The following is a 24,424-nucleotide window of genomic DNA, read 5'->3' on the forward strand; positions in this document are numbered from 1 at the left end:
CTCACTTCAGTTCCTCAAGCAGGTCGGCCAAGCGCTGGCGATATGCCTGGTGATTGAAGCGCTCGGCCCACAGGCGGCGTTCCTCCGCTGAGTCCTCAGCGGGCCGTTGGCTCAGGCTGAGCATCAACTGCACCAGCGCCGGGCCGTCGGAGGGGGAGAAACGCGGTGCGGTCGGCGGGGTGATTTCATCCAGCGAGGTGCCACTGGCCACCGCCACCGGCGTGCCGACGCTCAGCGCTTCGATCACCGGCAGGCCGAAGCCCTCGGCGTATGAGGGTTGCCATAGGCGTAAGGCGTGGCGGTACAGCGCATGCAGCTCGCCATCCGACACGCCGCTCAAGGCCCTAATGCCAGGCAGGCTACGCTGGGCCTCGGGCAAATGATCGAGGCTGCCCACCAGCACCAGTTCCGGCACTGCGGGTGATTGGCGGCGCGCCTGCTGCCATGCGTCCACCAAAAATGGCACGTTTTTGCGCAGCTCGCGGGTGCCCACCAGCAACCAATAGCGCGCGGGCAACTGGCGCGCCGTGAGGTCGGCGGCCAGCGCGGAAAACCCGTCGACCTGATTGGGCAGCACGCGGATCTTGCCCGTAGCCTTGGGAAACAGCCGCGCGGTTTCGTCGGCGCTGTACTGCGAGGGGGTCCACACCCGATCGGCGCTATGCACCGCATAGGTGATCGACAGGCGATCGCTGGTCTTGTAGATCAGCGCCTTGAGGCGGTTGGCGTGGTAGTTCTGCAGGGTGATCTGGAACAGGTCATGCAGCAGCACCACGGTACGCAAACCCGGTGGTTTGGGCGGCAGCGGCAGGCCCATATTGAACGTGCTGATATACAGGTCGATGTGCTGCTCGCGTAGCGCCCTCGGCAGAAAACCGGCTTCGAAGCGCAGGCGATTGTGTGGCTGGTGCATGGCGGTTTTTGCGCAGCCCCAGGCCGGGCAGTGGGCCTGCAAGCGCGCTTCGTCGCCCAGGGGCGCCACGGTGAACCGTTCGAGTTCGAGGCCCGGCAGGCTGTACAGTGCGCTTTCCAGCGCATACACCTGGCGGCTGATGCCCGATTGCGGCGATGTACCAACGGTGCGGTAATCCAGGCCTATACGCATGCGGGTGCCTCGTGCGGGTGCGGCAACAGCGTGGCATAGACACGCTCCAGCTGGCTGGCGGCAACGCTCCAATCATGGGCGCGGCGCACATAGGCGCGGCCGGCGTCGCCCATCGCGGTGGCGGCCTCCGGTTGCTGCAGCAGGCGCACCACGGCATCCGCCAGGCCGGTCGCGCTTTGCCCGCCGAGGTAGTCCAGACCTTCCACCAAATCCAGCCCCGACACACCTTGCTCGGTGCTCGCCAAGGGCAGGCCGGCGGCCAGGGCTTCGAGTACCTTGAGCTTAGAACCGCCACCGTGGCGCAGCGGCGCGAGGAACACCGAACAGCTCGATTGCAGGTGCAGCAGGTCCGGCACAAAGCCTTGCCATTCGATGCGCGAGTCCGGCCAGCGCGCGCGCCAACTGCCAGGCATGCCGAAGCCGCACACGCTCATGCGCGCCTCGGGGCAACACTCCCAGACCTTGGGCAGAATCTCGTCCAGCGCCCACTCGATGGCATCCACATTCGGCGCATATTCGTAGTTGCCCAGGAACAACACGCGCTGGGTCGAAGGGTCGGGATGGGCGCCAGCAAAGTGGCCGCAGTCCACGCCATTGACCACTACCGCCACCGGTTTGCCGGCGATGCCTTCCAGCACCTGGGCATCGCTGGGGGTAACGGCCACCACTTGGGCGGCCTGGCGCATCACCCGCTGCTCCCAACGCTGATAGCGCCATTGGTCGTAGCGGATGAAGGGCAGCGACCAGCGCGGCAGACGGTCGTAGGTCGCGGCGCCGAGGGCCGATTCCACATTGTGTTCGGTCAGCACAAAAGGCTGGGACAGTCGAGCCAACGTCTGCTCGTAGGGCTCAAAGGTATAGGAATGCTCGATCTGCACCACGTCCCACGGCTCTTTCAGCAATTGCTCGAAGCGCTTTTGCAGCGGCCCCGACAGGCCGTTGACGCTGGCCAGCAACGGGTAGGGCGCGAACAATCCGGCTACCAAGGTCTTGAGGCTGCGCAACGGGCGGCGCGGCAGAATGATCACCTGTTCGAGAAACGTCTCCAGCATTTGGCGGTCGGCGGGCGCCACCGGGTGTTTGTCGTGCAGCAGCAAGGTGATCCGATGCCCGCGCGCGGCCAGGCTGCGCAGCAGGTGGAACTGGCGCGTCTTGCCGCCGCTGGTGGCGGGCCAGGGCGAGTAGGGCAGGATCCATAAAATGCGCATGGCCGTTTCTAGTCCCATAACAGAATTTGCAGGTTCGGTTTGACCGCTACGCTCAGCCCTTGTGTGCCGCTGACCGGAGTTTGCGTGCCGCGCAACGGGTCATACAGGGTGGCGCGGGCCAAACCGGGCAAGTGCGCGTTGCCGCCCTTGGCCGACCAGAAGAACCATAGCTTGCGCCCGTCCGCGCGGGTCCAGCCGATGCTGAACAGGCCGTCGGGGAGGCGGTCGGCGTTGGGCGGGTCGGCGGGAGTGAGCGTGGGCCCGCTGACGTCAAGGAAGTTTTTCAGCGCGGTGTAGACCGGCTTGGGGTTGGCGTCGATGTCCAGCAAGCCGTAGGACTGATCGCGCACGCTGGCGCGTTGGTCGAGGTCGCTGAGGGTAAAAAGGAAAACTTTGTCGTAGTCCAGCGCGCTCATCAGGGCCAGGCGCCGCACCACGTAATCGGCCTGAGTTTGCGCTGAGATAAGGTCCTGTGCGTCCTTGGGCCCTTTGTACGTCGACCAGCCCCACTCGGTACTCCACAAGGTCTGGACACCGCTGTTGCGCAGGGCCTGGTTGAGCTGGGTGGTCTTGGCGACAAAGTCCAGGTTGGCCGGGTCGTTGCCTTCGGGCAACTGGGTGTACGGGTGGTACGAAATGACCGTGTTCAGGCTGGCCACGCCCAGCGCGCCGAGGGCGTCGAGCATGGACTGGCCGTTGGGCATCTCGCCGAAGAACGCCATGCCGGCGGCCACCACCGGTTTGCTCGGGTTGACCGTGCGTAGCGCCGTGGCGGTGATCGTCAGCAGCCTGGCATACCCGGCCGGGTCGGCCACCGGGCGCCAGAAGCCCAGCAGGTTCGGCTCGTTCCACACTTGCCAGGCGTTAACGCTGGGGTAGCGCTGCGACAGCAACAGCATGCGGTTGGCGAATACGTTCGGGTCTTTGGGCGGGTACTGGTCCTGATAGGGCGCGCCGACCGGTGCGGTAGTTGCGAAGGGCGCGGACCCGACCAGATAGAACACCGACTTGAGTTGGTTGTCTTGCAGCTTCTGCACCAGTTGATCCAGGGTCGCCACCCGGTATTGACCCTCGACGGGCTCCAGTTGGTCCCAGTGCAAGTCCAGGCGCACCCACTCCAGACCGAGCGCCTTGAGACGGTCGATCTGCTTTTGATAGCGCTCGGGGCTGAACCATAGGAACTGTGCGTTCACCCCAAGAAAATCCCTCCACACCACCGGCTTGCCGGCCTTGAGCACATGGCTTTCGGCATCCGCCGGACGGCCCCAGAAAAACGCCGTCAGGCTCAAGGCTGCAACGACGGCCAGGCTGGCGAGGTAGGTGCGTTTACGCGCCATGGCGGGCTCCTGCGATGGCTTGACCGAACAGTTCGACGAATTTTTCCGCAGTCAGAGGCCACAAACGCTGGCGTCCGATTTCTCCGGCGCGTTCGGCCCAGTCCCGGGCCAGCAGCGGTTGACGCGCCAGCCTCAGAAGCTGCTCGCTCAGCGCGGCCACATCGCCCTCGGGATAGATCGCCCCGTTGCCGCTGGCCACTTCCTCGGCAAAGGCGCGGGCATCGGAAGTGATCGCGCCGCGCCCGCAAGCGGCGGCCCAGGACAGCGCACCACTGGTGCCACGCTGGCGCCCCAACAGGCCGAGTTTTTTCGATTCGCGGTAAGGCAACACCATTACATGGTGATCTTGGATGGTCTGAGCGATCTGCTCAGCCGGCAGGTTCAGTTGCCAGTCGACGGCATCGGCCAGGCCCAGTGCGGCGATCTGAGCGTTGAGCTGTTCCAGGTAGTTGCCGCCCGCGCCGAAAGCCATCTCCGGCGCGGTGCCGCCGGCCAGCGTCAGGCGCACCCGTTCGCGCAACTGCGGGTCTTGTTTGAATACGTCCGCCAGCGCCTGAACCAGGTCTTCGATGCCCTTGCCGCGGTAGATAAACCCAAAGTACAGCAGGCGCAGGGGCTCCAGCGGCGGCAGCGCAACCGGGTCGATGGCCAGGTTGGCATGGTTGATCACCGCCACTTTGCCGGCGGGCAATTGCATGCGCTGGCTCAGGCACCCCGCGCCCAGACGAGTAAGGGTAACCAGACGCGTCAGGCTTTGGGCCACCTGACGTTCTTCGCGCAGGGTCAAGGGATCGGCCAGCACCACGGCCGCCTGAGGCATCGGGCTGGGCAGGCGCTCCACCAGATTCAACGGAAATGGCAGACGCTCGCGTCGCCAAACCATTCGTTCCGGGTCGTGTACGGTGGCGGTCAGGGGCAATCGCGGGTAGGCCTTGCGCAGTTCACGCAAGGCCAGGAATTCCCCCAGGCGCCCGCCGCCCAGCTCGGCGTGCACCAAGTCCACGGTGTGCCAATCAAAGGCGCTGATGGCCGACCTGATTGCATCGCTGTTGCCCGCCACGCCCGCCAGCGGGGTCAGCACCGTCACGCCACGCGCTTGGAGTGCCGTGCGGAAATGGTTCGCGTAGTCGGCGATGCCATTTTTCTCCGGCGGCAGCGGCGCGAGCAGGGCGATACGCATCAGAACGCTCCCCGGTATTTGGCGATGGTCTTGAGTACTTTGGACGGCACTTCGAACTTGCGCCGGTTGATGATGATGCCGTCGACTTTGCCGAACGCAGTGTTGAGGATCGATAGCGCATGCTCGACCACCGGCACCGTGCTCTTCTGGGCTTCCACCACCAGTGCGATCAGGTCGGCGCGGCGCAGTGCGATGAACGCATCGCGGTTGTCCAGCAGGGCCGAGGCGTCTAGCAGCACCACTTCGCCCGGCGCCGCCGGCTCAGCGCCGCCGACCCGTACGTTGATGCCGTTTTCATCGAGTAGCTGGCGCAATTGTTCGACCACAAAGGTCACACCTTCGCCATGTCGCGCCGAGGTCAGGCCCAGCGTCAGGCCCTGTTCGGCGATGCGGTCCGGGCGCAACAGGCTGTAGAGCCGGTAGATGCTCGCATTGAACGCGTTGGTGCCTTGCGCGGTGCTGGTGTCCAGTTCCGGCAGGGTGGTCCACAACGGCAGGCCGAACTTGCGTTCCACCAATCCACCGTCGTGGATGCGCTGATCCAGCAGGTAGCACAGGTACACCACCAACAGGCCGACGACGATGGCGAACGGAACCGCCAGCACCAGCATCACCAGGGTTTTGGGGAAGATCCGCCCAGGGTTGAGGGTGGCTTCTTCGATCACCGCGATATTGCTGATCTGGCTGTTGTCCAGCTCACGGTCGATGCGCGATTTCTCCAGGTTGTCGACGTACAACGCGTAGTTACGCTCGGTGGCGCTCAGCTCGCGGGCCAGGCGGGTCAGTTCCGGTTCAATCTCCAGGGCTTGCTTGCGTTGGCCTTCAAGGTTGGCCAGTTGCTTCTGTTGCTGGGTCAGTTGGGTGCGCAGGGCGCGATTGTTGCTCGACTCGTCCAGCAGCACCCGCTGCAAGTGGATTTCCAGGGTGTTAGGCGCGCGGTTCTCGGAGCTTTGCACCGTGTTGCTCTCGCTGGCGACCTGGGCCTGCATGGCCTTGATCGACGCGTCCAGGGCTTTGACCGGCGGCGCGTTATCAGTGTAGGTGCGCATCATGTCGGCCTTTTCCAGCAGCTTCTGGTTGAGTAGGCGGCGCAGGTCCTGCTGCTGCGGGTTGAGTGCGATCTGGCGCACCGTGGTGACTTCCTTGGGCTGGCTCTTGAGCTGGTTGCGGGTGCTCTCGATGGCGCTGTCGGACGAGGCGATCAGACGTGTGGTGTTGAACACCTCGCCACGCAGCACATTGATGCGCTCGGACAAATCCTCCAGGCGATCGGTGATGCTCGCCGCGCCGATTTGATTCAGGTGCGTGAGGATCTGCTGCTTGTAGCTCTTGATCTCGGTGGCGCTGTTGGACACCTGCCCCTCGTAGAAGGCATAGAGACTTTTGCGCCCCAGGGCCTGGGTGCGTTCGCTGATATAGGTTTCGACCCAGTGCTTGACCACCTCTTGGGCAATCTGCGGATCGCCCCAGGTGAAGGTGATGTCCATCACCGTGGAGCCGGCGGCATGGCTGACGTCAAAGTTCTTTTCCAGGCTGGCGGCGAGGCGTTCCACCGGGGTGGTTTTTTCCACGATGCCGACGGTTTCCAGCACCACGCGCAGGCCGTCGAACACCGCGCCGATGGCGCTCTTGACGTAGTACTTGATGCGCTTCCAGGCGCCTTCCGGCGGCGGTGCGTTATTGATTACCTCCAGGTAGTGCTCGGCCACCGCGCGCACGATCGGCCGCCCGGTCAGCAGGCGCTCCTCGTCGACGATCGGGTCGCGCTGGGTGCTGGGCATGACCAGCGCCTGGCGGTTGCTGATCTCGATCGGCAGCGTCGAGTCACGCCCCGGCTTGACCAGCAGGCGCGCGGTGGATTCGTACTTGGCCGGCAGCAGGAATGCCCCCAGCAAAATGATCAGCAGCGCGGCAAGGGCCGCCAGTTTGAACTCGTGGCGGAAGATGAAGAACAGGCGCAGAAGATCGCGGAAAGAACGGATCTCGATCATGGGATGTCGCTCCTTTTAATTGCTGCCGCCGCTGGTGCGCGTGTAGTTGTAGCCGACGCCAATGGACTTGGTGAACGGAATCAATTGGTTCAGGTAGGTATCCACCCCCTGGATGCGCTCACCCACATTGGACTTGGGCACAAACACCACATCGCCACGTTGCAGCCGCACCGGTTTGCGCCCGTCGGGACCGGTTTTGAGCAACTGGCTGAAGTCCAGAAAGTACGCGCGGTAGGCACCCTGGGCGTCTTCGCGCAGCAACGCGACCATGCTGGCGTCGCCCGCCGGGTTGATCCCACCGGCACCGACGATGGCTTGCTCCAGGGTATTGGCCGTGGCGATCTGCACCGCCGTCGGGTTGTTTACCGCGCCGCCGACAATCACCGAGTTGGCCGGCGCCTGGTTGATGTTCACCGTCACGCGCGGCTCGCGGTAGGTGGGCGCGAGTTTGCGGGTCAGCTCGGTGGCCAGTTCCGAGGGCTGGCGTCCGGCGACCTGGATCGGGCCCAGAAACGGATAGTTGATCTTGCCGTCGGTTTGCACGGTGTACAGGGTCAGCTCGTAGATGGTGCTGACGTTGAACGCCGACAGGGTGGGCATCTCGCCGGCGTCGCGCACGATGCGCAGCTGGTCGCCGATGCGGATGCGTTCCACCGCCGGCGGCAACTGCGCCAGTTGGTCGAGGGCGCGCTTGCCGTCCTCGACGGTTCTGTCATCCGGTGGCTCGATACGGGCCGGTGTATTGCAGGCGGCCAGGGCCAGCATGGCCACGGCGAGCAGGGTGCGTTTCATCAAGGGGGACTTCCTGTGGGTCATGATGCTCACCTCCAATACCCGGGAAACATGCTGATGCGCCGCTTAAGGGACACCGGCAGGCGCCGCTCAAGGTGGCCAAGCCGGTAACCCAGCCATTTGAATGCACTGCGCACCAGCACCTCGGGCGCGCGGTGCAGCGCGCCGGCCTTGCGCAAGGCGGCCAGCTCCGCCAGCACGTAGCGCTTGCCTTCGCCGCCCGCATCGCCGAAGGCTTGGCGGATCCACGGCTCGCGGCCGTAGAACACGCCGATATCGAAGTAGCGGTGAAACTCGTCCATGAGTGAGTAATCGTGGGAGTGATGCACCTGCGCCGTGGCGGCGTAGCGCACCTTGTAGCCGTCGAGCAGCAGGCGCGCCGCGACGTAGGCGTCTTCGCTGCCGATCACATCGACGGGGAACCCACCCACGGCGTGCAGCGCGCTGCGTCGGTACACGGCGAACGAGTCGGAGCTGAAGCAGGTCTTGATCCCCAGCTCCGGCGCGTCGACCAGGCTTTTGCTGCGGCTGTGGGGCGGGTAGTTGAAGTGCCGCGATTGCGCCCCCAGCAGCCCGGCGTCGGGGTGCGGCAACTGGCGCCCATAGGCGACGCCGTTGAGCGGGTCCTGCTGCAGCTCATCAAGCAGGTTGGCGAAGGTGTCGGGGGCCGCGGGAATGGCGTCCTGGGTCATCACGATCAGTGCGTCGCCGCCCACTTGTTCGCTGGCCCAACGGCGGGTGCCGCCGTGATTGAAGGTGCGCGCGTCGATCACTTCGACCCGTGCGCCGAAGGCGCGAAAGCGCGCCGCGGTGTCATCGTTGGAGGCGCTGTCCACCACCAGCATCTCGTCCGGTTGCAGGGTTTGCATCGCCAGGGCCGGCAGCAATCGCGCCAGGTGACTGGATGCGTTACGGGTCGGGATGATCAGCGCGGTACGCATGTCACTTTTTCACGTCGGCCGGGGTGCGGCCGTAAATGTCATCGAAGCGCACGATGTCGTCCTCGCCCAGGTACTCGCCGCTCTGCACCTCGATCATCACCAGATCGATGATGCCGGGGTTGGTCAGTCGGTGTTTGTGCCCGGCGGGGATGTACGTGGATTCGTTGGCGTTGATCAGAAATTCCCGTTCGCCGTTGGTGATCTGCGCCGCGCCGCTGACCACCACCCAGTGTTCGCTGCGGTGGTGATGCATCTGCAGCGACAGCGACGCTAAGGGTTTGACCACGATGCGCTTGATCTTGAAGCGGCTGCTTTCCTCCAGCACCGTGTAGGTGCCCCATGGCCGTGTGACGGTGCGGTGCAGGCTGTACGCCGGGTGATTCTGACGCTTGAGTTCGGCGACGATGTAACGCACGTCCTGGCTACGGTGGGCGTCGGCGATGAGCAGCGCGTCGGGGGTGTCGACGATGATCAGGTCGCGCACGCCGACCGCGCCGAGTACGCGCTTGGGCGAGTCGATGTAGCAGTTGTGCACGTCATGCAAAATCGCTTCGCCGTTGATCTGATTGCCGTGGGCGTCGTTGGGTGTGAGCTGGCGCAGCGCCTCCCACGAACCGATATCGCTCCAGCCGATGTCGCAGGGTATTACGGCGACTTGGTTGGACCTCTCCATCAGCGCCACATCGATGGAAATATCTGGCGCCTTGCCGAACGCCTCCGCATCCAGTTCACGCTGGCGCGAGGTGCTGTTCTGCAGGCTTTGGCTGTGTTCCAGTGCGGCGCGTGCCGCTTGCAGCACGTCGGGTGCATGGGTGGCCAGTTCATCCACCAGGGTGCTGGCCTTGAAGCAGAACATGCCGGCGTTCCACAGGTGTTTGCCACCGTCGAGGTAGGCCTGGGCGGTGGCCTGATCGGGCTTCTCGACGAAGCGTTTGACCCGGTTACCGTGGGTGAGCGCTTCGCCTTGCTCGATATAGCCAAAGCCGGTTTCCGCGTGGTCGGGCTGGATGCCGAAGGTCACCAGGAAATCGGCGTCGGCCAGTTCGCGGGCCTGAGTCACGGCTTCGGCGAACGCGACTTCATTCAGTATCAGGTGGTCCGCTGGCATCACCAGCAACTGCGCCGCATCGCCGAAATGCTCTTGCACATGCAATGCCGCGACCGCGATGGCCGCCGCCGTGTTGCGCCCGAACGGCTCCAGCAACAGGTCCAGAGGCAAGCGGGCTTTGTTCACGCTGCGGTAGTCATCGAGGGTTCGAAACAGCAGGTCGCGGTTGGTCACCGTCAGCACATTTTCCACGCCGGGCAGTTTGGCGGCGCGCTGGAAAGTTTTCTGCAACAGGCTCTGGCCGTCACGCATGCGCATGAACGGCTTGGGCATATTTTGTCGCGACACCGGCCACAACCGCGTACCCGACCCACCGGAAATGATGCAGGGGATTAATCCGTTGAGGTTATTCATCAATACACTTCCTTGGTGGACAGGACGGCCGGGACCGTCATGAAAACGATGTACAGGTCAAACCACACCGACCACTTGGAGATGTATTCCAAGTCGTACTCGACACGTTTCTGGATTTTGAACAGGGTATCGGTTTCCCCTCGGTAGCCGTTGATTTGCGCCCAGCCGGTAATACCTGGTTTCACCCGATGACGGGAGCTGTATTCGCTCACCGCCACCTCGAAGGGAATGCCCGCCGCCTTGGTCGCCGTGGCATGGGGGCGCGGGCCGACCATGGACATATTGCCCAGCAGCACATTGAACAGCTGTGGCAGCTCGTCGATGCTGGTCTTGCGGATAATGCGCCCCACACGGGTGATGCGCGGGTCTTCGCGGGTGGTCTGACGCTCGGCGGTGAAGTCGCTCTGGTCGGTGTACATCGAGCGGAACTTGAATACGCGGATCTCGTTGTCGTTGTAGCCGAAGCGGTTCTGGCGGAAAAGTACCGGGCCTTTGGAGTCGAGCTTGATTGCAATCGCCGTCACCAGCATCAGCGGCAACAGCGCCACCAGCGCCAGGCTGGCCAACAGTACATCCTCGCAACGCTTGATCACCGGCGACCAACCGCGCAGGGGCAATTGCGAGGTGCTGAACATCAGGATGCCGCCCACGTCGGTGATGCGGCTGTGACCGTAGCGCAACGCGGCCATGTCAGGCACCAGCATCACGTTCACCGACATCTGCCGCAGGCGGTTGACCAGGCTGTGGATGCGTTGCTCGGCGGCCCAGGGCAGGCAGATCATCACCTGGTTGACCTGTTCGGCGCGGATCAGCTTTTCCAGGTCGCGGGTATTGCCCAGCAGCGGCAGGTTGCTCAGTTCCTTGGGAATGCGCTCGGTGCGGTCATCGATAAAACCCACCAGGCCGGAGCGAATATCGCCGTTGCGCTGCAGGTGCTCGGCGACATGCACAGCGGTGTCGGTAAAGCCCAGAATCACCGTACGTTGCAGGTATTTGCCCTTGCGCATCAGGTTGCGGTAAAGGCGCAGCATCAGCAGGCGTTCCAGGCAGAACAGACCGAGGCTGGCGATGTACCACGCCACCAGGTTGCGCGGGGTTAACTGCGGGAACATCTGCAGAATCTGGTACATGAACAACAGAATGCAAAACGCCGCCGACCACGCCTTGATCTTGGTTTTCAGGCGCATGCGGTTACTGAACAATTCTTCGGAGTAGATGCCCAGCGCCTGAAACAAAATGATGGTCAACGCCGCAAAGAACACTAGTAACCCGAGGAAGTGCGTGCGCATTTCAGGGGCCATCGGGTCCAGGAAAAACACCAGCACCAGCGGCGGCAGAATAGCCGACAGACCGTGGATCAATTTGACGAAAACAACAAAGAATTCAACAAAACCGGCACGCGTTAGAAATAGGCTGTCGACGGACGACTTCTTTCGCATAAAACATCCCTCATTGCACTCCAGGCGTGTCGTTTCGGCGTTTAAGCAGGAAGCTGCATTGGCGCTGAGTTGAACAACCGCACGCTGGGTAATACGCAACTATCCAATTCAAAAGGATCAATCCAATTGAATTGAATACGCGGGGCTAAAACTAAGGAGCGTTTCCTTTAAGGATTAGTCAACGAGCTGACGATGCTGCGCAATGGCTTGGTAGAAGGGTTGGGCGCTGTGGCTTTCGGCATTTTATTGATCTTCCTTGTTCGAGACTATCGCCTTTGAATATGCTTTTGAGTGTAGAAATAAATTTGAGATTTTTCCTGCGCAATGCAAAAAACCTTTTTCGAAGGGAGGTAGGAAAGGGGGACAAAAGGTCTGGCGGGACCCATTGGAGGTCCTGCCACAGTGCGGGGGAAGGGATCAGAAGTTACCTTTCAAACTGACCATAAAATTACGCGGTTCTCCCCACCCGACGGCAGGGGCGTCCCGTTAATCGTTCTTAGCGCCGGCGACTCTTCAAAGCGTATCCAGATCAATTTTTTGTGTGGGTCGGGCGTGCTGATTAATCTACGGGCTTCCACCCAGGACGACTCGGGCATGATCGATTTTGCAACCTTGGCGGTTTTTTCCGGCGCAGTGCTGTTGTTGCTCCTGTCACCGGGGCCGAACATGGCGTTTGTTATCAGCCATGGCATCTCCCATGGCTGGCGCGGTGGCCTGGCCGCAAGCCTGGGGATCGGTGTGGCCGACATAGTGTTGACGGTGCTGACCGCCACCGGTGTCACCGCAGTGGTCGCCGGTTGGCCGCCGTCGTTCGACCTGATTCGCTATGCCGGCGTGGGCTACCTGCTGTGGCTGGCGGTCAAAACCGTGCAAAAACGCCCCGATAATGCGGTCGCTGCCGTCGAGCCCGTGGCGCTCAAGCGTGTATTCCTGTACGCCATGCTCAACAGTCTGCTCAATCCCAAGGCGTTGCTGTTTTTTGTCGTGTTCCTGCCGCAGTTCGTACGACCCGAGGCGGGGGCGATTGCCGGGCAACTGTTGCTGCTTGGGGGAATTCTGACGCTGATCGCTGCGATATTTCATGGCGTGCTGGGGATCAGCGGCGGTGCCATCCGCCGTTGTTTCAGTGGCCGGCCAGGCAGCGCCGTGCTGCAAAGATGGGGGCTGGCCACTGTGTTGACGGCGTTGGCAGTGCGCCTGGCGCTGATGTCCCGGCCGGTTTGAAGCCGCCTTTAAACCAGGCGTGCGGCCGCGCGCGCGGTGATCTCGCCACGGGTCTTGCGCGATTCGACGGTGCGCTTGTTGGCTTCATCCAGCACCGCCTGCGGGGCGGTGTCCGGGCGGCCGGCGTTGAAGGGCGGGGCCGGCGCGTATTCAAGCTGCAACTGCACCAATTGCGCGGCCTCCGGGCTGTACAGCTCGGCGGCCAGGGTCAGGGCGAAATCGATCCCGGCGGTGATGCCGCCACCGGTCAATAGGTTAGCGTCGCGCACCACGCGGTCTTGCACTGGGATGGCGCCGAGCGGGGCGAGCATATCGTGGTAGGCCCAATGCGTGGTGGCCTTGCGACCGCGCAGCAGGCCGGCCGCGCCGAGCACTAGCGAACCGGTGCACACCGAGGTCACGTAACGCGCGGTATCGGCCTGGGCTTTGAGGAAGTCCAGGGTGACCGGGTCTTCCATCAGCGCGCCAACGCCTGAACCGCCGGGCACGCAGATCACGTCCAAGGCGGGGCAATCGGCGTAGGTCATGGTCGGGGTGAACACCAGGCCGGTACTGGAGGTGACCGGCGCCAGGTCCTTCCACACCAAGTGCAGCTTGACGTCCGGCAGCGAGCCCAGCACGTCATAGGGGCCGGTAAGGTCCAGTTGCTGGATGCCGGGAAACAAAACAAAACCGATATGCAGGGTCATCAAGAACGCTCCGAGATAGGGGTGGACGACTTCACTGTAGAGGCCTAGGCTTTGGCGAATACGCCATTGAGCCCACAAATCACGCCAATCATGACCCGAACCGTCCACGTCCTCGCGTTCCCCAATGCCCAAGTGCTCGATGTCACCGGGCCGTTGCAAGTGTTCGCCTCCAGCAATGACCTGGCGCGCCAGCGCGGTCTGCCGCTGCCTTATGCCGTGTCAGTGATTGCCGCCCAGACGGAACCGGTGATGACCTCTGCCGGCCTGGCGCTGGTGGCCGAGCCGCTGCCAGCCGTCGATGCGCCGTGCGACACCTTGGTGATCGCCGGCGGTTGGGGGGTGTACAACGCCGCCGATGACCCGTCGCTGGTGGCGTGGGTGCGCGATAAGGCCCGGCATACCCGGCGCATGACGTCGGTGTGCACCGGCGCGTTCCTGCTGGCTGCCAGCGGTCTGCTCGACGGTTGCCGCGTGGCGACCCACTGGACGCGTTGCGAGGAGCTGGCCAAGCGCTTCCCGTCGCTGACGGTGGAGGCCAATCCGATTTTCATCCAGCAGGGTTCGGTGTGGACTTCCGCCGGCGTCACCGCTGGCATCGACCTGTGCCTGGCCTTGGTGGAGGAGGACCTGGGGCGCGCCGTGGCGTTGGAAGTCGCGCGCCATCTGGTGGTATTTCTCAAGCGCCCGGGCGGGCAATCGCAATTCAGCGCGACCCTGGCCCTGCAAGAGGGCGGCAGCCGCTTCGCCGAACTGCATGCGTGGATCGCAGAACACCTCACCCTCGATTTGAACATCGCCACCCTGGCCAGCCAGGCTGGCATGAGCGAGCGCAGCTTTGTGCGCCACTACCGCGCCGAAACCGGCCAGACTCCCGCACGCGCCGTGGAGCTGATTCGTGTCGAAACCGCGCGCCGGCAATTGGCCGACAGCAGCGCCTCAATCAAGCGCATCGCCGTGCAGTGCGGTTTTGGCAGCGAGGAAACCCTGCGCCGCAGCTTCCTGCGCGCCCTCGACGTGACGCCCCAGGCCTATCGCGAACGCTTCAGCGCGCCGGCCTAGGCGAGCAACTCCAGCAGCGCATCCAGGGTCGCCTGCGGTGCCTCCTGAGGGATGTTATGGCCCACGCCGGGCAGCACGCGGCGCTGATAGACGCCGCTGAAGTGCACCGCGTCTTCATCTTCCTCAGAGGGCGGCCCCACGCCGTCGTCGGCGCCGCATAGGGAAATGCAAGGCACCGTGATCGCCGGTTGCTGCGCGAGGGCCTGTTCGATCGATTCCAGTGCAGGATCGCCGGGCGCATACATGAAACGGTGACGATACGAGTGAATCACCACCTCGACAAAATCCGGGTTGTCGAACGAAGGCGCCGTCTGCTCGTACAGGCTCGGTCCCGCGGACCAGGTCGGCGACCACAGTGACCACAACAGTTCACACAATTCACGGCGGTTGGCGGTCAAGCCGTCGACGCCGCGCTGTGTGTGGAAGTAGTACTGGTACCACAAGCGATGCTCGGTTTCGGGCTGGCGTGGAGCGGTGGACTGGGCAATGTCCTGAATGTTGTAGCCATCCCCGCTGACCAGCGCGCGCACCCGTTGCGGCCACAGCGCGGCGACGATGCACGCGGCGCGCCCACCCCAGTCGTAGCCTGCCAGGGTGGCGCGGGGGATCGCCAGCGCATCCATGAAATCCAGCAAGTCCTTGGCCAGCGCTGCCTGTTGCCCGGAGCGCAGCACCTGATCGTGGATAAACCGCGTCGGGCCGTAACCGCGCAGGTATGGGACCAGCACACGGTAGCCGCGCTCGGCCAGCGGCGGCGCGATAGCGTCATAGGCGCGCGGGTCGTAGGGAAAGCCATGCAGCAAAATCACCGGCTCGCCGTCCAGGGGGCCATGAGTTTCATAGGCGATGTCGAGCATGGACGTGCGCGCGTACAGCAGTGGAGCGAGGAGGGCCATGGGAAGGTTCCTATGGGTGGTTCGGGTTCTGCCCACTGTAGTTCAAAGGCCAGCGGCGGGCAGCGTGGCGCTGCTCGCCCTGTGCAGGTTTTACGGTTGCCACACAGTCTTGGCGCCACTGAGCTTACGGTCCAGAAACGTGGCCGCGCTGATCAAGGCCAAGTGGCTCAACGCCTGGGGCGTGTTGCCCAGGTGGCGCGCCTGGTTGTCGAACTCTTCGGCGTACAGGCCTAGTGGGTTGGCGTAGCGCAACAGTTGCTCGAACTCCAGGTGGGCTTTTTCCACCTGGCCGGCGCGTGCCAGGCATTCGACGTACCAGAACGAGCACGCGGCGAACGCACCTTCGGTGCCTTGCAGGCCGTCGATCTGGCTGTCGTCGTTGCGATAGCGGTAGACCATGCCGTCGCGCACCAGGCTTTTCTGAATCGCCTCCAGGGTGCTCAGCCAGCGCGGGTCCGTGGCCGCGACGAAGCGCACCAGCGGCATCAACAGCATCGAACCGTCCAGCGCGGTGCTGCCGATGTACTGCACAAAATGCCCGCGTTCTTCGTTCCAGAAGTTGCTCCAGATATCGGCGTAGATCGCTTGGCGAGTCTGGTCCCAGCGCGCGAACGGTGCCGGCAGCGAGCGCTTGGAGGCCAGACGGATCGCACGATCCAACGCCACCCAGCACATCAGGCGCGAGTGCAGAAAGTGGTGTTGCTCACCGCGCATTTCCCAGATGCCGACATCCTTGTGGTTCCAGATTTCGCAGACCTGATCGGCGACCTCCACGGTATGTTTCCAACCTTCGTGGGAGATGGCTTCGCCGTACTTGTTGACCAGGTAAACCGCGTCCATCAGTTCGCCGTAGATATCCAACTGAATCTGATCGAACGCTTCGTTGCCGATGCGCACCGGCGTGGCGCCGCCGTGGCCGCCGAGGTGGTCCAGCTCGGTCTCCGGCAGTTCCTGGCGACCGTCGATGCCATAGAGGATGTTGATTTTGGTCGGCTGGCCGCAGCAATCGCTGACCCGCCCCCTGAGCCAGCGCATGTAAGCGTTGGCTTCCTCGACAAAGCCCAGGCGCATAAAGGCGTAGACGGTGAACGAGGCGTCGCGGATCCAGGTGTAGCGATAGTCCCAGTTGCGCTCACCGCCCGGGGTTTCCGGCAGGCCGAAAGTGGCGGCGGCGATGATCGCGCCGTGCCGGCGCGAGGTCAGCAGTTTGAGCGCCAGGGCCGAGCGGTTGACCATCTCGCGCCAGCGCCCGCGGTAGGTGGATTGGGCGATCCAGCCGCGCCAGAACTTGAGGGTGTGGGCCAGGGCCAGGTCGGTGCAGCCGCCGTCTACCCGTGGGTCGTCCTGGCCACCGAATACGAACTCGGCCGTTTCTTCCTGATTCAGGGTGAAGGTGGCCACGGCTGCGTTGTCGTCGAGCTGCAACGTCTGGCTGCCGGACAACCGCAGGCCAGGTTGGCCCTGGGCGGTGAAGCATACGGTGCCGTTGTCGAGGCCAGCGTGGGTTGGTGTTCGCGCATAGTCGTGACGCACCGCGCAACGCAGGTGCAGAGTGGCACTGCCGCTGACCACCCGCACGCGGCGGATCAGCAGCGGCAGGTCGTCGATCTCTTCGCTGATGGTCAGCAGGTCGGTGATTTCCACCACGGCACTGTCGCTGAGCCAGCGGGTTTGCAGAACGTTGGTGTCGGGCAGGTAGATCTGTTCGCGCCGCGCGTTGGGCAGGTCTGGGGTGAGTTGGAAGGTGCCGGCCTCGGGCGAGTCCAACAGTGCGCAAAAGATCGACGGGCTGTCGAATTCCGGCCAGCAGAAAAAGTCGATGCTGCCTTTGTCGTTGATCAGGGCGGCGCTGCGCATATCGCCGATGATGCCATGGGCATCGATGGCGCTTTGGGGTTCGTTTTTAAGATCAACCATTGTCGCGAAACTCCGGATACAGGCTCATGCCGCCATCGATAAACAGGGTGCTGCCAACCACATAGTCAGAGGCGTCGCTGGCCAGCCACACCACGGCGTTGGCCACGTCCTGCACGTCACCCACGCGCCCGTAGGGAATCAGTTTGAGCAGCTCTTTCAATGCCGCGCCTTCGGTGGCGGCGCGGTTGATGGCGGTGCGAATCGCCCCCGGTGCGATGCCGTTGATACGAATGCGCTGCTCGCTGACTTCCTGGGCGAGGGTGCGCATCAGCATCTCCACGCCGCCTTTGGATGCCGCGTAGTTCGCATGCCCGGCCCAGGGGATCACTTGGTGCACCGAGCTCATATGGATAATTTTGCCGGCCGCTCGCGACACGCCTTCGCGTACGCCTTGGCGCTTGAAGATGCGCACCGCCGCACGGGCGCAGAGGAATTGCCCGGTGAGGTTCACGCCGATGACCGCGTTCCAGTCGTCGAGGCTCATGTCGACGAAGGCAGCGTCCTTCTGCATGCCGGAATTGGCCACCAGGATGTCCAGGTGCCCGAAGGCGTCGAGGGTCTGGGCGAACAGCCGTTCCACATCGTCTTCCTTGGATACATCCGCGCCGATGGCAATCGCACGGCCACCTTCGGCATTGATCTGCGCCGCCAATGCTTCGGCGGGGGCGGCCTGGGCGTTGTAATTGAGCACCACCGCGGCGCCGGCTTGCGCCAGGGCTTTGGCCGCACCGGCGCCGATTCCGGAACTGGCGCCGGTTACCAGCGCCACTTGTTGCTCCAACGAGATATGCATGCACACCCAGCCTTTGATTCGTGAGTTCAGTTAGCTGACTGATGGCACACAAGGGAAGTTCAGATGCCTGGAAACCGACGCCTACGGATTAAAGCTTATCTTGTATAAAAATTAAAAAGTAAATAACTAGATGGTATTAGCAAGCCAGCTAAAAGCGTTTGACAGGATTTTGCGCCCCGTGTTTTATAGGGACACCTCAATCCGCTCCGCTGGTAGTTCAGAAGTCATCGCGGAGTCACCTATAAGAGAAGCCCATGTTTTCATTGGCCGTTATAGGGGAACTACCAGATAAGGGGCCGGCGCCTGTTCATATTGGCTTGCCTATGTCAGTGATCTTCAATGGCGATGATGTCGTCGTGCAAATTGGAGTTGTCACCCTGTCTGCAGTACGCTCCCTGATTATTAGTTACGTACTCACGCTGAAGTTGTTTGCTTGTTTTGCAGCCTTGAACACCCAGCGGCTATACGCGGGGGCATGCTTAGTTCATCGCTGTTGATAAGTACCCGCTGTCGTCTCTTTCATTAAATAACCCTTATCCGAGGAGGATGTGTCGTGGGCACTCCGGGTTACTTAGAACAACTAAAAAGTCATAACCCTCGTTCAGAATTGTGGTGGGATTCATCCCCCGTGTTGTATGCCCCCCATAAATACGGCTTGCTGGATAAGCACCCAACGGTAGCCGCATATATCGAGCGGTTGATGCCGGATGATTGGTGCCGGCCGCGAAGTTTCAGCAGCGTGACCACTAACCCGCGTCTGGTGACTGCGGTGATTCTAGACAGACGGGAATACGAGGCTTCACGTGTTGATCAGAGCAATCTGTCGCCTGAGGCGTTGCACAAAAAGTTGTACGACGAAGTAATTATCGACGGTGCGTCGGCGCTCAAAACCCTGTGGGAGCAATCGTTACACGCTGAGGGCTGGATGTGCGCTCAGGTGGAGCCAGGCGACGTGCGCTGCGCCCAGCGCATGACCGCCCGCGGCATGGAGCTGCATCATCTGGCACCGAACGTGATGGTCAAGGTGCCGGGGAGCCAGGAGGGTTTGGCGAGCGTCGAGCAATTGGTGGCGCGAGGGGTGTCGATCAACATCACCTTTTGTTTCACCGTCTCGCAGTTCCAGGCGGGTTTGCAGGCCATTGAGCGTGGCCGACTCAGTGCGCGCAGCCATGGCATCGATACGCGCCATTGCAAGTACGTGATTACCTACATGATCGGGCGCTTTGGCTGTCAGCCCGAGTTCGCCCAGCAAGCCGCCGCGCGCAGTATGGCGCTGGCGCCGCAGGAATTGCGCTGGGCCGAACTGCTGATTTACGAGCAGATCCAGGCCCTGGTGGCCGCGTCGCGCGTGCCGGTCCACACCTTGCTGTCGAGCCTCAAAATCGACGTCGATGCGCGTGGCAACCAGCATTGCTGGCACCTGGAACGCACCGGCCTGAGCGCCACCTACTACACACTCACGCCGGAGATGGTGGCATTTCTGGTGGAGCGCGAAAGCCGTGGCCAACCCGTGCTGCCCGCCCACGCGCCGCTGCAGGTACCGCCTGCGACGTTCGCCAAGTTGATGCGGATTCCGTACTTCTACCAAGCCTATTTGCTCGACAGCATCGCGCCGCAGGACTTCGCCCGTCATGCAGCCTTTATCACCGCCTGCCACGAAGCCAACGCCGCGCACCGGCGCCTGACCGATCACTGTGTTCGCCTATGCGCCGCGGCCCAGCACTCCAGACGCTCGATCAACGAAATTCTGGCGACCGAATATGGGAGTGTGGCATGAACCAAATGGTTGCCTTATGGGCTCACCCGCGCTCGCGTTCCACGGTGCTGGAACGCGTATTTATCGAGCGCGGGGACTTCGAAGTCTTCCATGAGCCTTTTGCTCATGGGGCATTTTCCGCCGATTCCAGCATTCCTTCGGACGACTGGGACCACGCTTTTCCCACGACTTATACGGCGATCAAGCAACGGCTGATCGAAGCGGCAAGCCATTCCCCGGTGTTTCATAAAGATATGTGTTACCACTGCCTGGAGGAGTTGAAGGTCGACGTCGACTTTCTCGCCTGCCAAGACAATGTATTTATTATTCGCGAGCCGGTCAGCAGTATTGTTTCCCACCACCGTATATACCCGGATATGCCGTTACAGGCGATTGGGTATAAAGCACAGTACGAGATCTTTTGTGTGCTAAAAAAACTCACCGGTAAAGTACCGTATGTGATTAATGCCGATGATCTGGCCGCCGATCCGCAACACGTTATTCGTAAACTCTGTGATTATTTGAATATTGAGTTTCTGCCTCGCGCTTTGTCTTGGAAGCGCGAATGCCCGCCCCAATGGAAGATGTGGAGAAGTTGGCATGTGACCGCCGAAAATAGTGAGCGGATTATCGCCCCAGATAAACAAGTCCTGGATATAGCGCTATTCGAAAAGTGCGCGAAATTAAAAAACTTATATGACTATCACCGGCCGTTTTACGAGCATATGAACGCGTTTTGTCAATAAGGAGCCTGACATGCAAAAGTTAATAGTGACCGGCGCCGCCAATGGGATTGGTCGAGCGACGGTGGAGAAAGCCATTGAAGCCGGCTATTTCGTGATCGGCACCGACAAGGATGCCGCAGGCTTGAGGGCACTCACCCATCGCTATGGCGACGATGTACTGGACACCCAGGTCGCGGATTTCACCGACGACGCTGTGATCAAGCGCTTTATTCCCAAAATATATGCACGCCATCAGTCTATTTACGCCTTGGTCAACAATGCGGGGATCTATCACGGCAAAAGCATCTACGCCTATTCCGACGACGAAGTGGATGACATCCTCAGCGTCAACCTCAAAGCCTTGGTTTACCTGTCCAAGGACTTCGCCGAGCGGGAAATGCGCCATGAAGCTTCGCGCTGCATCGTCAATATCGCTTCGGTGGCCGGCGAGGTGGGCAGTTGCGATGCGCTGTATGGCGCCACCAAAGCGGCAGTGATCGGCCTTACCAAGGCTAACGCCTGGAATTTTGCACCCTTTGTGCGGGTGAACGCCGTGTCGCCAGCTCTGATCCACGACACCGCCATCTACGACCGCATTCCGACCTACCGGCGCGATGAATACGCGCGTCAGGAGATTCTCAAGCAACCCATCCTGCCCGGCGGCGTAGCGGAAATCATTCTGTTGGTGATCAGCGATGCCATGCGGCATATCACCGGCCGGGTCATCCCCGTCGACAATGGAGCCTACCCACGGTGAGCCCATCCACGCGAAAAAAAAAGCTGTTGCTGGTAGGCGCCGGCAACCTCTGCCTGCAGATCCTCAAACTGCTCGCGCCGAAGAATGCCTTCGAATTTGTGGTGCTGGGGCGCAATGAGGACGCCAACGTGCGTCTGTGCAACCTGGTGGCGCTGTCGTGTGCGCAGTTGGAGCAGTTCGTCGCGATCAGGCCGGTGATCGCGGATTTGACCGACATCGACCGCGTCGCCCAGGTGCTGCGGGACGAGGCACCGGACATACTCGTCAACTGCGCGTCGTTGCAGTCGTGGCGCGTCATCACGGCGTTGCCCAAGCGCTCGTTCGAACAACTCGACCAAGCGCAGTTCGGTCCCTGGTTGCCCATGCACCTGACGCTGATGCACAACCTGATGCGCGCGGTAAAAGCCTCAGGCATCGTCACCCGCACCGTAAATGCGGCTTTTCCCGATGCGGTCAACCCGATTCTGGCCAGGGTCGGCCTGGCGCCGGATATCGGCGTGGGCAACGTGGCCAACCTGATTCCGGCGGTGCGTTTTTCCATTGCGCGGTTGCTGGAGTGTTGCCCTGCCGATGTACGGGTTCGCTTGTATGCCCAGCACTATTTCAGCCATTACGTCCCGCGCGCCGGGTTGCCGCCACGGGCTAATTACCGTCTGTTGTATGAGGTCCGCGATCAGCCGAACGTGGCGCGGTTGCCTGCCGAAGCGATTTTCTCGGCGGTCCGCTCCGAGTTCCGGCGTCGCGGTGGCGTGGACGGGCAGTTCCTCACCGCGTGTTCAGCGGTCACGGTAATCGAGGGGCTGTTTTCCAGTACGCCGGTGCTGGTGCATGCCCCTGGCCCGCTGGGGTTGCCGGGCGGTTACCCGGTGTGGTTACACGAGGGTCGCATCGAGGTGCAGTTCTCCAACGCCTGCCCCCAGGACGACGCGGTGCGCATCAACACGATCTGCCAGAGCCAGGACGGCATCGACGAGATCCATTGCGACGGTTCGGTCACCTTCAACCCGCAGTGCATGGCCGTGATGCAGGCGATGCTGGGCTACTCGAAGAAAAACATGTCCATCGAACAATCCGCCGAGTTCGCCCGCGAGTTGGCGAGCAAGTACGCGGCGTTCAAAGCACTCAACCTGGCAGGTGCGTGATGAACCAGATGCCCAAGCAGCCGAATGGCCCCATCGCCCGTTATTCCACGCAGTACTCGGCGGATTTTGTCGAGCGCTGGGACGAGTTGATCGATTGGGAAAAACGCAAGGCGGGGGAGAGCGGGTTCTTTGAAAACCTGTTGCGCAACCACGGCGTGCAGTCGGTAATCGACGTCTCGACCGGCAGCGGCTTCCACGCGGTACAGCTTAAGCAGGCCGGGTTCGACGTAGTCGCCACCGACGGCAGCCCCACCATGCTGACCAAGGCGCGCGCGAACTTCCGCCGGTACGGCTTGGCGATACCCTCCCATCATCGCGACTGGCGTGCCCTCGACCCGCAGGAACTGGGGCAGTTCGACGCCGTGGTGTGCCTGGGCAGTTCGTTGTGCCATGTGTTCGAAGCCAGCGAACGCCTGGACGTCCTGCAAACCTTCCGGGCGTTGCTCAAGCCGGGCGGCCTGCTGGTGGTGGATCAACGCAATTTCTTCGCCATTCGCGCCGGCCATTTCAAATCCAGCGGCCACTACTATTACTGCGGCACCCACGTGTCAGTGAGCCTGGGCGAGGTCAACGCGCACCTGTGCGAGTTCATCTACCGCTTTGACAACGCCGAGCAATACCGGCTGCAGGTCTACCCGCTGCTGCCCGGCGAGTTGACCCAGGAGGTGCTGGCCTGTGGGTTTTCGGAGCATGCCAGCTACGGCGATTTCCAGGCCGATTACGACATGATGCAGTGTGACTTTGTCATCCACACCGCGCTCGCCGCGTGAGGGGCGCTATGAATACGCTTGTGCAAGGCAACGCCCGGCCCCTCGATAGCGGGGTGCTGGCGATAGTGCTCACGGGGTTCGTGGCCAGCACTTATGGGTTCGGCGTTTACCTGTTCGCCAACCTGGTGGTGGACATGCGTCGCGACCTCGGCTTCGACTACACCACAGTGGGCTTGATCACCGGTGGCGCGCAGATCGGCTTTCTGCTGTTTTCATCGGTCACCAGCGTAATCAGCCGCTATGTCGCAGGCTGGAAGATCAGCCTGGCGTCCACCGTGATGACGTCCTTGGCGCTGCTGGGGCTGAGTGTCAGCGACACGATCTGGCTCTCCGGCGCGCTATTGATTCTGCTCGGCGGCTGTTCGGCGTCGGTGTACATCCCGCTGGCGGAGATCGTCACCAAAGGCTTCAGCGCCGGCCTGCGCTCACGAGTCATGGGCTTGATTTCCAGCGGCACCAGCTACGGCGTATTTATCAACGGGTTATTGGTGTCGTTTCTGACGATGCACGGCGGCTGGCGCGGGATTTGGCTGACTGCCGGGCTGATCTCGCTGACGCTATGCGTGGTGGCCTGGTACCTGTTACGCAACCTGGCGACGAGCGAGGAGGGCGACGCAGCCGGGGAGCCCGGGCAGACGTCTGACCGCCACGCGCCCTGGCTGAGCCGTTCGTTGTACCTGACGTGGGGCATCGCCTTTCTTAATGGCATGGCGTTGCTGCCGTTCCAGACCTACCTGGCGCCCTACCTGCGCGACGAATTGGGGGTGTCGGTGCAAGACACCGGTTTTATCTGGACCACCCTCGGCGCCGTGGGCATGGCCTCGGGCTTTCTGCTGGGGTGGCTGGCCGACAAAGCGGGCGTGCGCACCTCCCTGGCTCTGTGTTTCCTTAGTGCCGGGGTGGCTGCAACGCTGATGTTTACGTTCAACAACCTGCCGTCGTTCTACCTGGCGGCGTTTTTATTTGCGCTGGCGTTTTATCCGATCTTCGGGCTGGTGCCCAGTTACATCGGGCAAATCGTGCCGGTCAGCCGGCTGACCCAGGCGTTCGGCATCGCCAATGTGCTGATCGGCTTGGGTGGGGTGTACGGCAATTTCCTGGGAGGCTGGTCGAGGGACCTCAGCGGCTCGTTTTCCCACGTCTACTGGGTGGTGGCGCTGCTGCTGTTCGGGCAATACGCAATGGTGTTGCTGTTGGGTAAGCGGGAGTAGCGGTGCCTGCGAACTGGAAAAACGCGGTAC

21 protein-coding genes are annotated in these 24,424 nt (G+C 62.2%); 8 read left to right on the forward strand and 13 right to left on the reverse strand.

Annotation, left to right across the window (positions count from 1 at the left end; genetic code table 11):
- Position 1 precedes the first annotated feature (1 nt).
- Genes ABX75_RS23740 through ABX75_RS23780 form a run of 9 tightly spaced genes read right to left on the reverse strand, consistent with a single transcriptional unit; the run spans position 2 to position 11,455 of the window.
- Positions 2–1,105 (reverse strand): glycosyltransferase family 1 protein, encoded by a 1,104-nt coding sequence (locus ABX75_RS23740; protein WP_034112819.1) that lies wholly within the window; start codon positions 1,103–1,105, stop codon positions 2–4.
- On the reverse strand, positions 1,096–2,313 hold the full coding sequence (locus ABX75_RS23745) for a glycosyltransferase family 4 protein (RefSeq protein ID WP_034112823.1): 1,218 nt from the start codon (positions 2,311–2,313) through the stop codon (positions 1,096–1,098). The genes ABX75_RS23740 and ABX75_RS23745 overlap by 10 nt, the downstream gene beginning before the upstream one ends.
- 8 nt (positions 2,314–2,321) lie before the next feature.
- Positions 2,322–3,650 (reverse strand): cellulase family glycosylhydrolase, encoded by a 1,329-nt coding sequence (locus ABX75_RS23750; protein ID WP_047882773.1) that lies wholly within the window; start codon positions 3,648–3,650, stop codon positions 2,322–2,324.
- A complete protein-coding gene (locus tag ABX75_RS23755) occupies positions 3,640–4,830 on the reverse strand; it encodes a glycosyltransferase (protein ID WP_047882774.1) in 1,191 nt (396 codons plus the stop codon). The genes ABX75_RS23750 and ABX75_RS23755 overlap by 11 nt, the downstream gene beginning before the upstream one ends.
- Positions 4,830–6,821: an exopolysaccharide transport family protein gene (locus ABX75_RS23760; protein ID WP_034096812.1), complete on the reverse strand. Its 1,992-nt coding sequence runs from the start codon at positions 6,819–6,821 to the stop codon at positions 4,830–4,832. The genes ABX75_RS23755 and ABX75_RS23760 overlap by 1 nt, the downstream gene beginning before the upstream one ends.
- Positions 6,822–6,836: 15 nt before the next feature.
- Positions 6,837–7,613 carry a polysaccharide biosynthesis/export family protein gene (locus tag ABX75_RS23765; protein ID WP_034112829.1) on the reverse strand — a complete coding sequence of 259 codons (777 nt, stop codon included), beginning with the start codon at positions 7,611–7,613 and terminating at the stop codon, positions 6,837–6,839.
- A gap of 29 nt (positions 7,614–7,642) precedes the next feature.
- Positions 7,643–8,554 carry a glycosyltransferase family 2 protein gene (locus ABX75_RS23770; protein WP_034096814.1) on the reverse strand — a complete coding sequence of 304 codons (912 nt, stop codon included), beginning with the start codon at positions 8,552–8,554 and terminating at the stop codon, positions 7,643–7,645.
- Between the two features lies 1 nt (position 8,555).
- A complete protein-coding gene (locus tag ABX75_RS23775) occupies positions 8,556–10,016 on the reverse strand; it encodes a mannose-1-phosphate guanylyltransferase/mannose-6-phosphate isomerase (RefSeq protein ID WP_047882775.1) in 1,461 nt (486 codons plus the stop codon).
- Entirely contained in the window at positions 10,016–11,455 is a 1,440-nt protein-coding gene (locus tag ABX75_RS23780) for an undecaprenyl-phosphate glucose phosphotransferase (protein ID WP_047882776.1), read from the reverse strand. Before ABX75_RS23780 ends, ABX75_RS23775 begins: the two co-directional genes overlap by 1 nt.
- Positions 11,456–12,049: 594 nt before the next feature.
- On the opposite strand from ABX75_RS23780, the gene ABX75_RS23785 reads away from it, so the two are divergent.
- Positions 12,050–12,679 (forward strand): LysE family translocator, encoded by a 630-nt coding sequence (locus tag ABX75_RS23785; protein ID WP_047882777.1) that lies wholly within the window; start codon positions 12,050–12,052, stop codon positions 12,677–12,679.
- Positions 12,680–12,687: 8 nt separating this feature from the next.
- Here ABX75_RS23785 and inhA read toward each other — a convergent pair whose 3' ends face one another.
- On the reverse strand, positions 12,688–13,368 hold the full coding sequence (gene inhA, locus ABX75_RS23790; RefSeq protein WP_034096818.1) for an isonitrile hydratase: 681 nt from the start codon (positions 13,366–13,368) through the stop codon (positions 12,688–12,690).
- Positions 13,369–13,458: 90 nt separating this feature from the next.
- On the opposite strand from inhA, the gene ABX75_RS23795 reads away from it, so the two are divergent.
- On the forward strand, positions 13,459–14,427 hold the full coding sequence (locus ABX75_RS23795) for a GlxA family transcriptional regulator (RefSeq protein WP_034112839.1): 969 nt from the start codon (positions 13,459–13,461) through the stop codon (positions 14,425–14,427).
- Here ABX75_RS23795 and ABX75_RS23800 read toward each other — a convergent pair.
- The 3 genes from ABX75_RS23800 to ABX75_RS23810 all read right to left on the reverse strand — a co-directional run bounded on the left by ABX75_RS23800 (position 14,424) and on the right by ABX75_RS23810 (position 18,033).
- On the reverse strand, positions 14,424–15,323 hold the full coding sequence (locus ABX75_RS23800) for an alpha/beta fold hydrolase (RefSeq protein WP_047882778.1): 900 nt from the start codon (positions 15,321–15,323) through the stop codon (positions 14,424–14,426). The two genes, ABX75_RS23795 and ABX75_RS23800, sit on opposite strands and share 4 nt — an antisense overlap.
- Before the next feature lie 90 nt (positions 15,324–15,413).
- Positions 15,414–17,240 (reverse strand): glycoside hydrolase family 15 protein, encoded by a 1,827-nt coding sequence (locus ABX75_RS23805; protein ID WP_034112843.1) that lies wholly within the window; start codon positions 17,238–17,240, stop codon positions 15,414–15,416.
- Positions 17,233–18,033: a glucose 1-dehydrogenase gene (locus ABX75_RS23810; RefSeq protein ID WP_034096822.1), complete on the reverse strand. Its 801-nt coding sequence runs from the start codon at positions 18,031–18,033 to the stop codon at positions 17,233–17,235. The genes ABX75_RS23805 and ABX75_RS23810 overlap by 8 nt, the downstream gene beginning before the upstream one ends.
- Positions 18,034–18,661: 628 nt before the next feature.
- On the opposite strand from ABX75_RS23810, the gene ABX75_RS23815 reads away from it, so the two are divergent.
- Genes ABX75_RS23815 through ABX75_RS23840 form a run of 6 tightly spaced genes read left to right on the forward strand, consistent with a single transcriptional unit; the run spans position 18,662 to position 24,394 of the window.
- Positions 18,662–19,810: a transaldolase family protein gene (locus ABX75_RS23815; RefSeq protein ID WP_309295758.1), complete on the forward strand. Its 1,149-nt coding sequence runs from the start codon at positions 18,662–18,664 to the stop codon at positions 19,808–19,810.
- Positions 19,807–20,535: a sulfotransferase family protein gene (locus ABX75_RS23820; protein WP_047882779.1), complete on the forward strand. Its 729-nt coding sequence runs from the start codon at positions 19,807–19,809 to the stop codon at positions 20,533–20,535. The genes ABX75_RS23815 and ABX75_RS23820 overlap by 4 nt, the downstream gene beginning before the upstream one ends.
- A 10-nt stretch (positions 20,536–20,545) precedes the next feature.
- Positions 20,546–21,271: an SDR family NAD(P)-dependent oxidoreductase gene (locus ABX75_RS23825; RefSeq protein WP_047882780.1), complete on the forward strand. Its 726-nt coding sequence runs from the start codon at positions 20,546–20,548 to the stop codon at positions 21,269–21,271.
- Complete coding sequence (locus tag ABX75_RS23830) at positions 21,268–22,413, forward strand: hypothetical protein (RefSeq protein WP_034096826.1); 1,146 nt, start codon at positions 21,268–21,270, stop codon at positions 22,411–22,413. The genes ABX75_RS23825 and ABX75_RS23830 overlap by 4 nt, the downstream gene beginning before the upstream one ends.
- Positions 22,413–23,183, forward strand: a complete 771-nt coding sequence (locus tag ABX75_RS23835) for a bifunctional 2-polyprenyl-6-hydroxyphenol methylase/3-demethylubiquinol 3-O-methyltransferase UbiG (RefSeq protein WP_034096827.1) — start codon at positions 22,413–22,415, stop codon at positions 23,181–23,183. The genes ABX75_RS23830 and ABX75_RS23835 overlap by 1 nt, the downstream gene beginning before the upstream one ends.
- Before the next feature lie 8 nt (positions 23,184–23,191).
- Positions 23,192–24,394: a nitrate/nitrite transporter gene (locus ABX75_RS23840; RefSeq protein ID WP_047882781.1), complete on the forward strand. Its 1,203-nt coding sequence runs from the start codon at positions 23,192–23,194 to the stop codon at positions 24,392–24,394.
- The last annotated feature ends 30 nt before the right edge of the window (positions 24,395–24,424 follow it).

This window comes from Pseudomonas sp. ARP3 (genome assembly GCF_001029595.1).
In the GTDB taxonomy this organism is placed as follows: domain Bacteria; phylum Pseudomonadota; class Gammaproteobacteria; order Pseudomonadales; family Pseudomonadaceae; genus Aquipseudomonas; species Aquipseudomonas rhodesiae.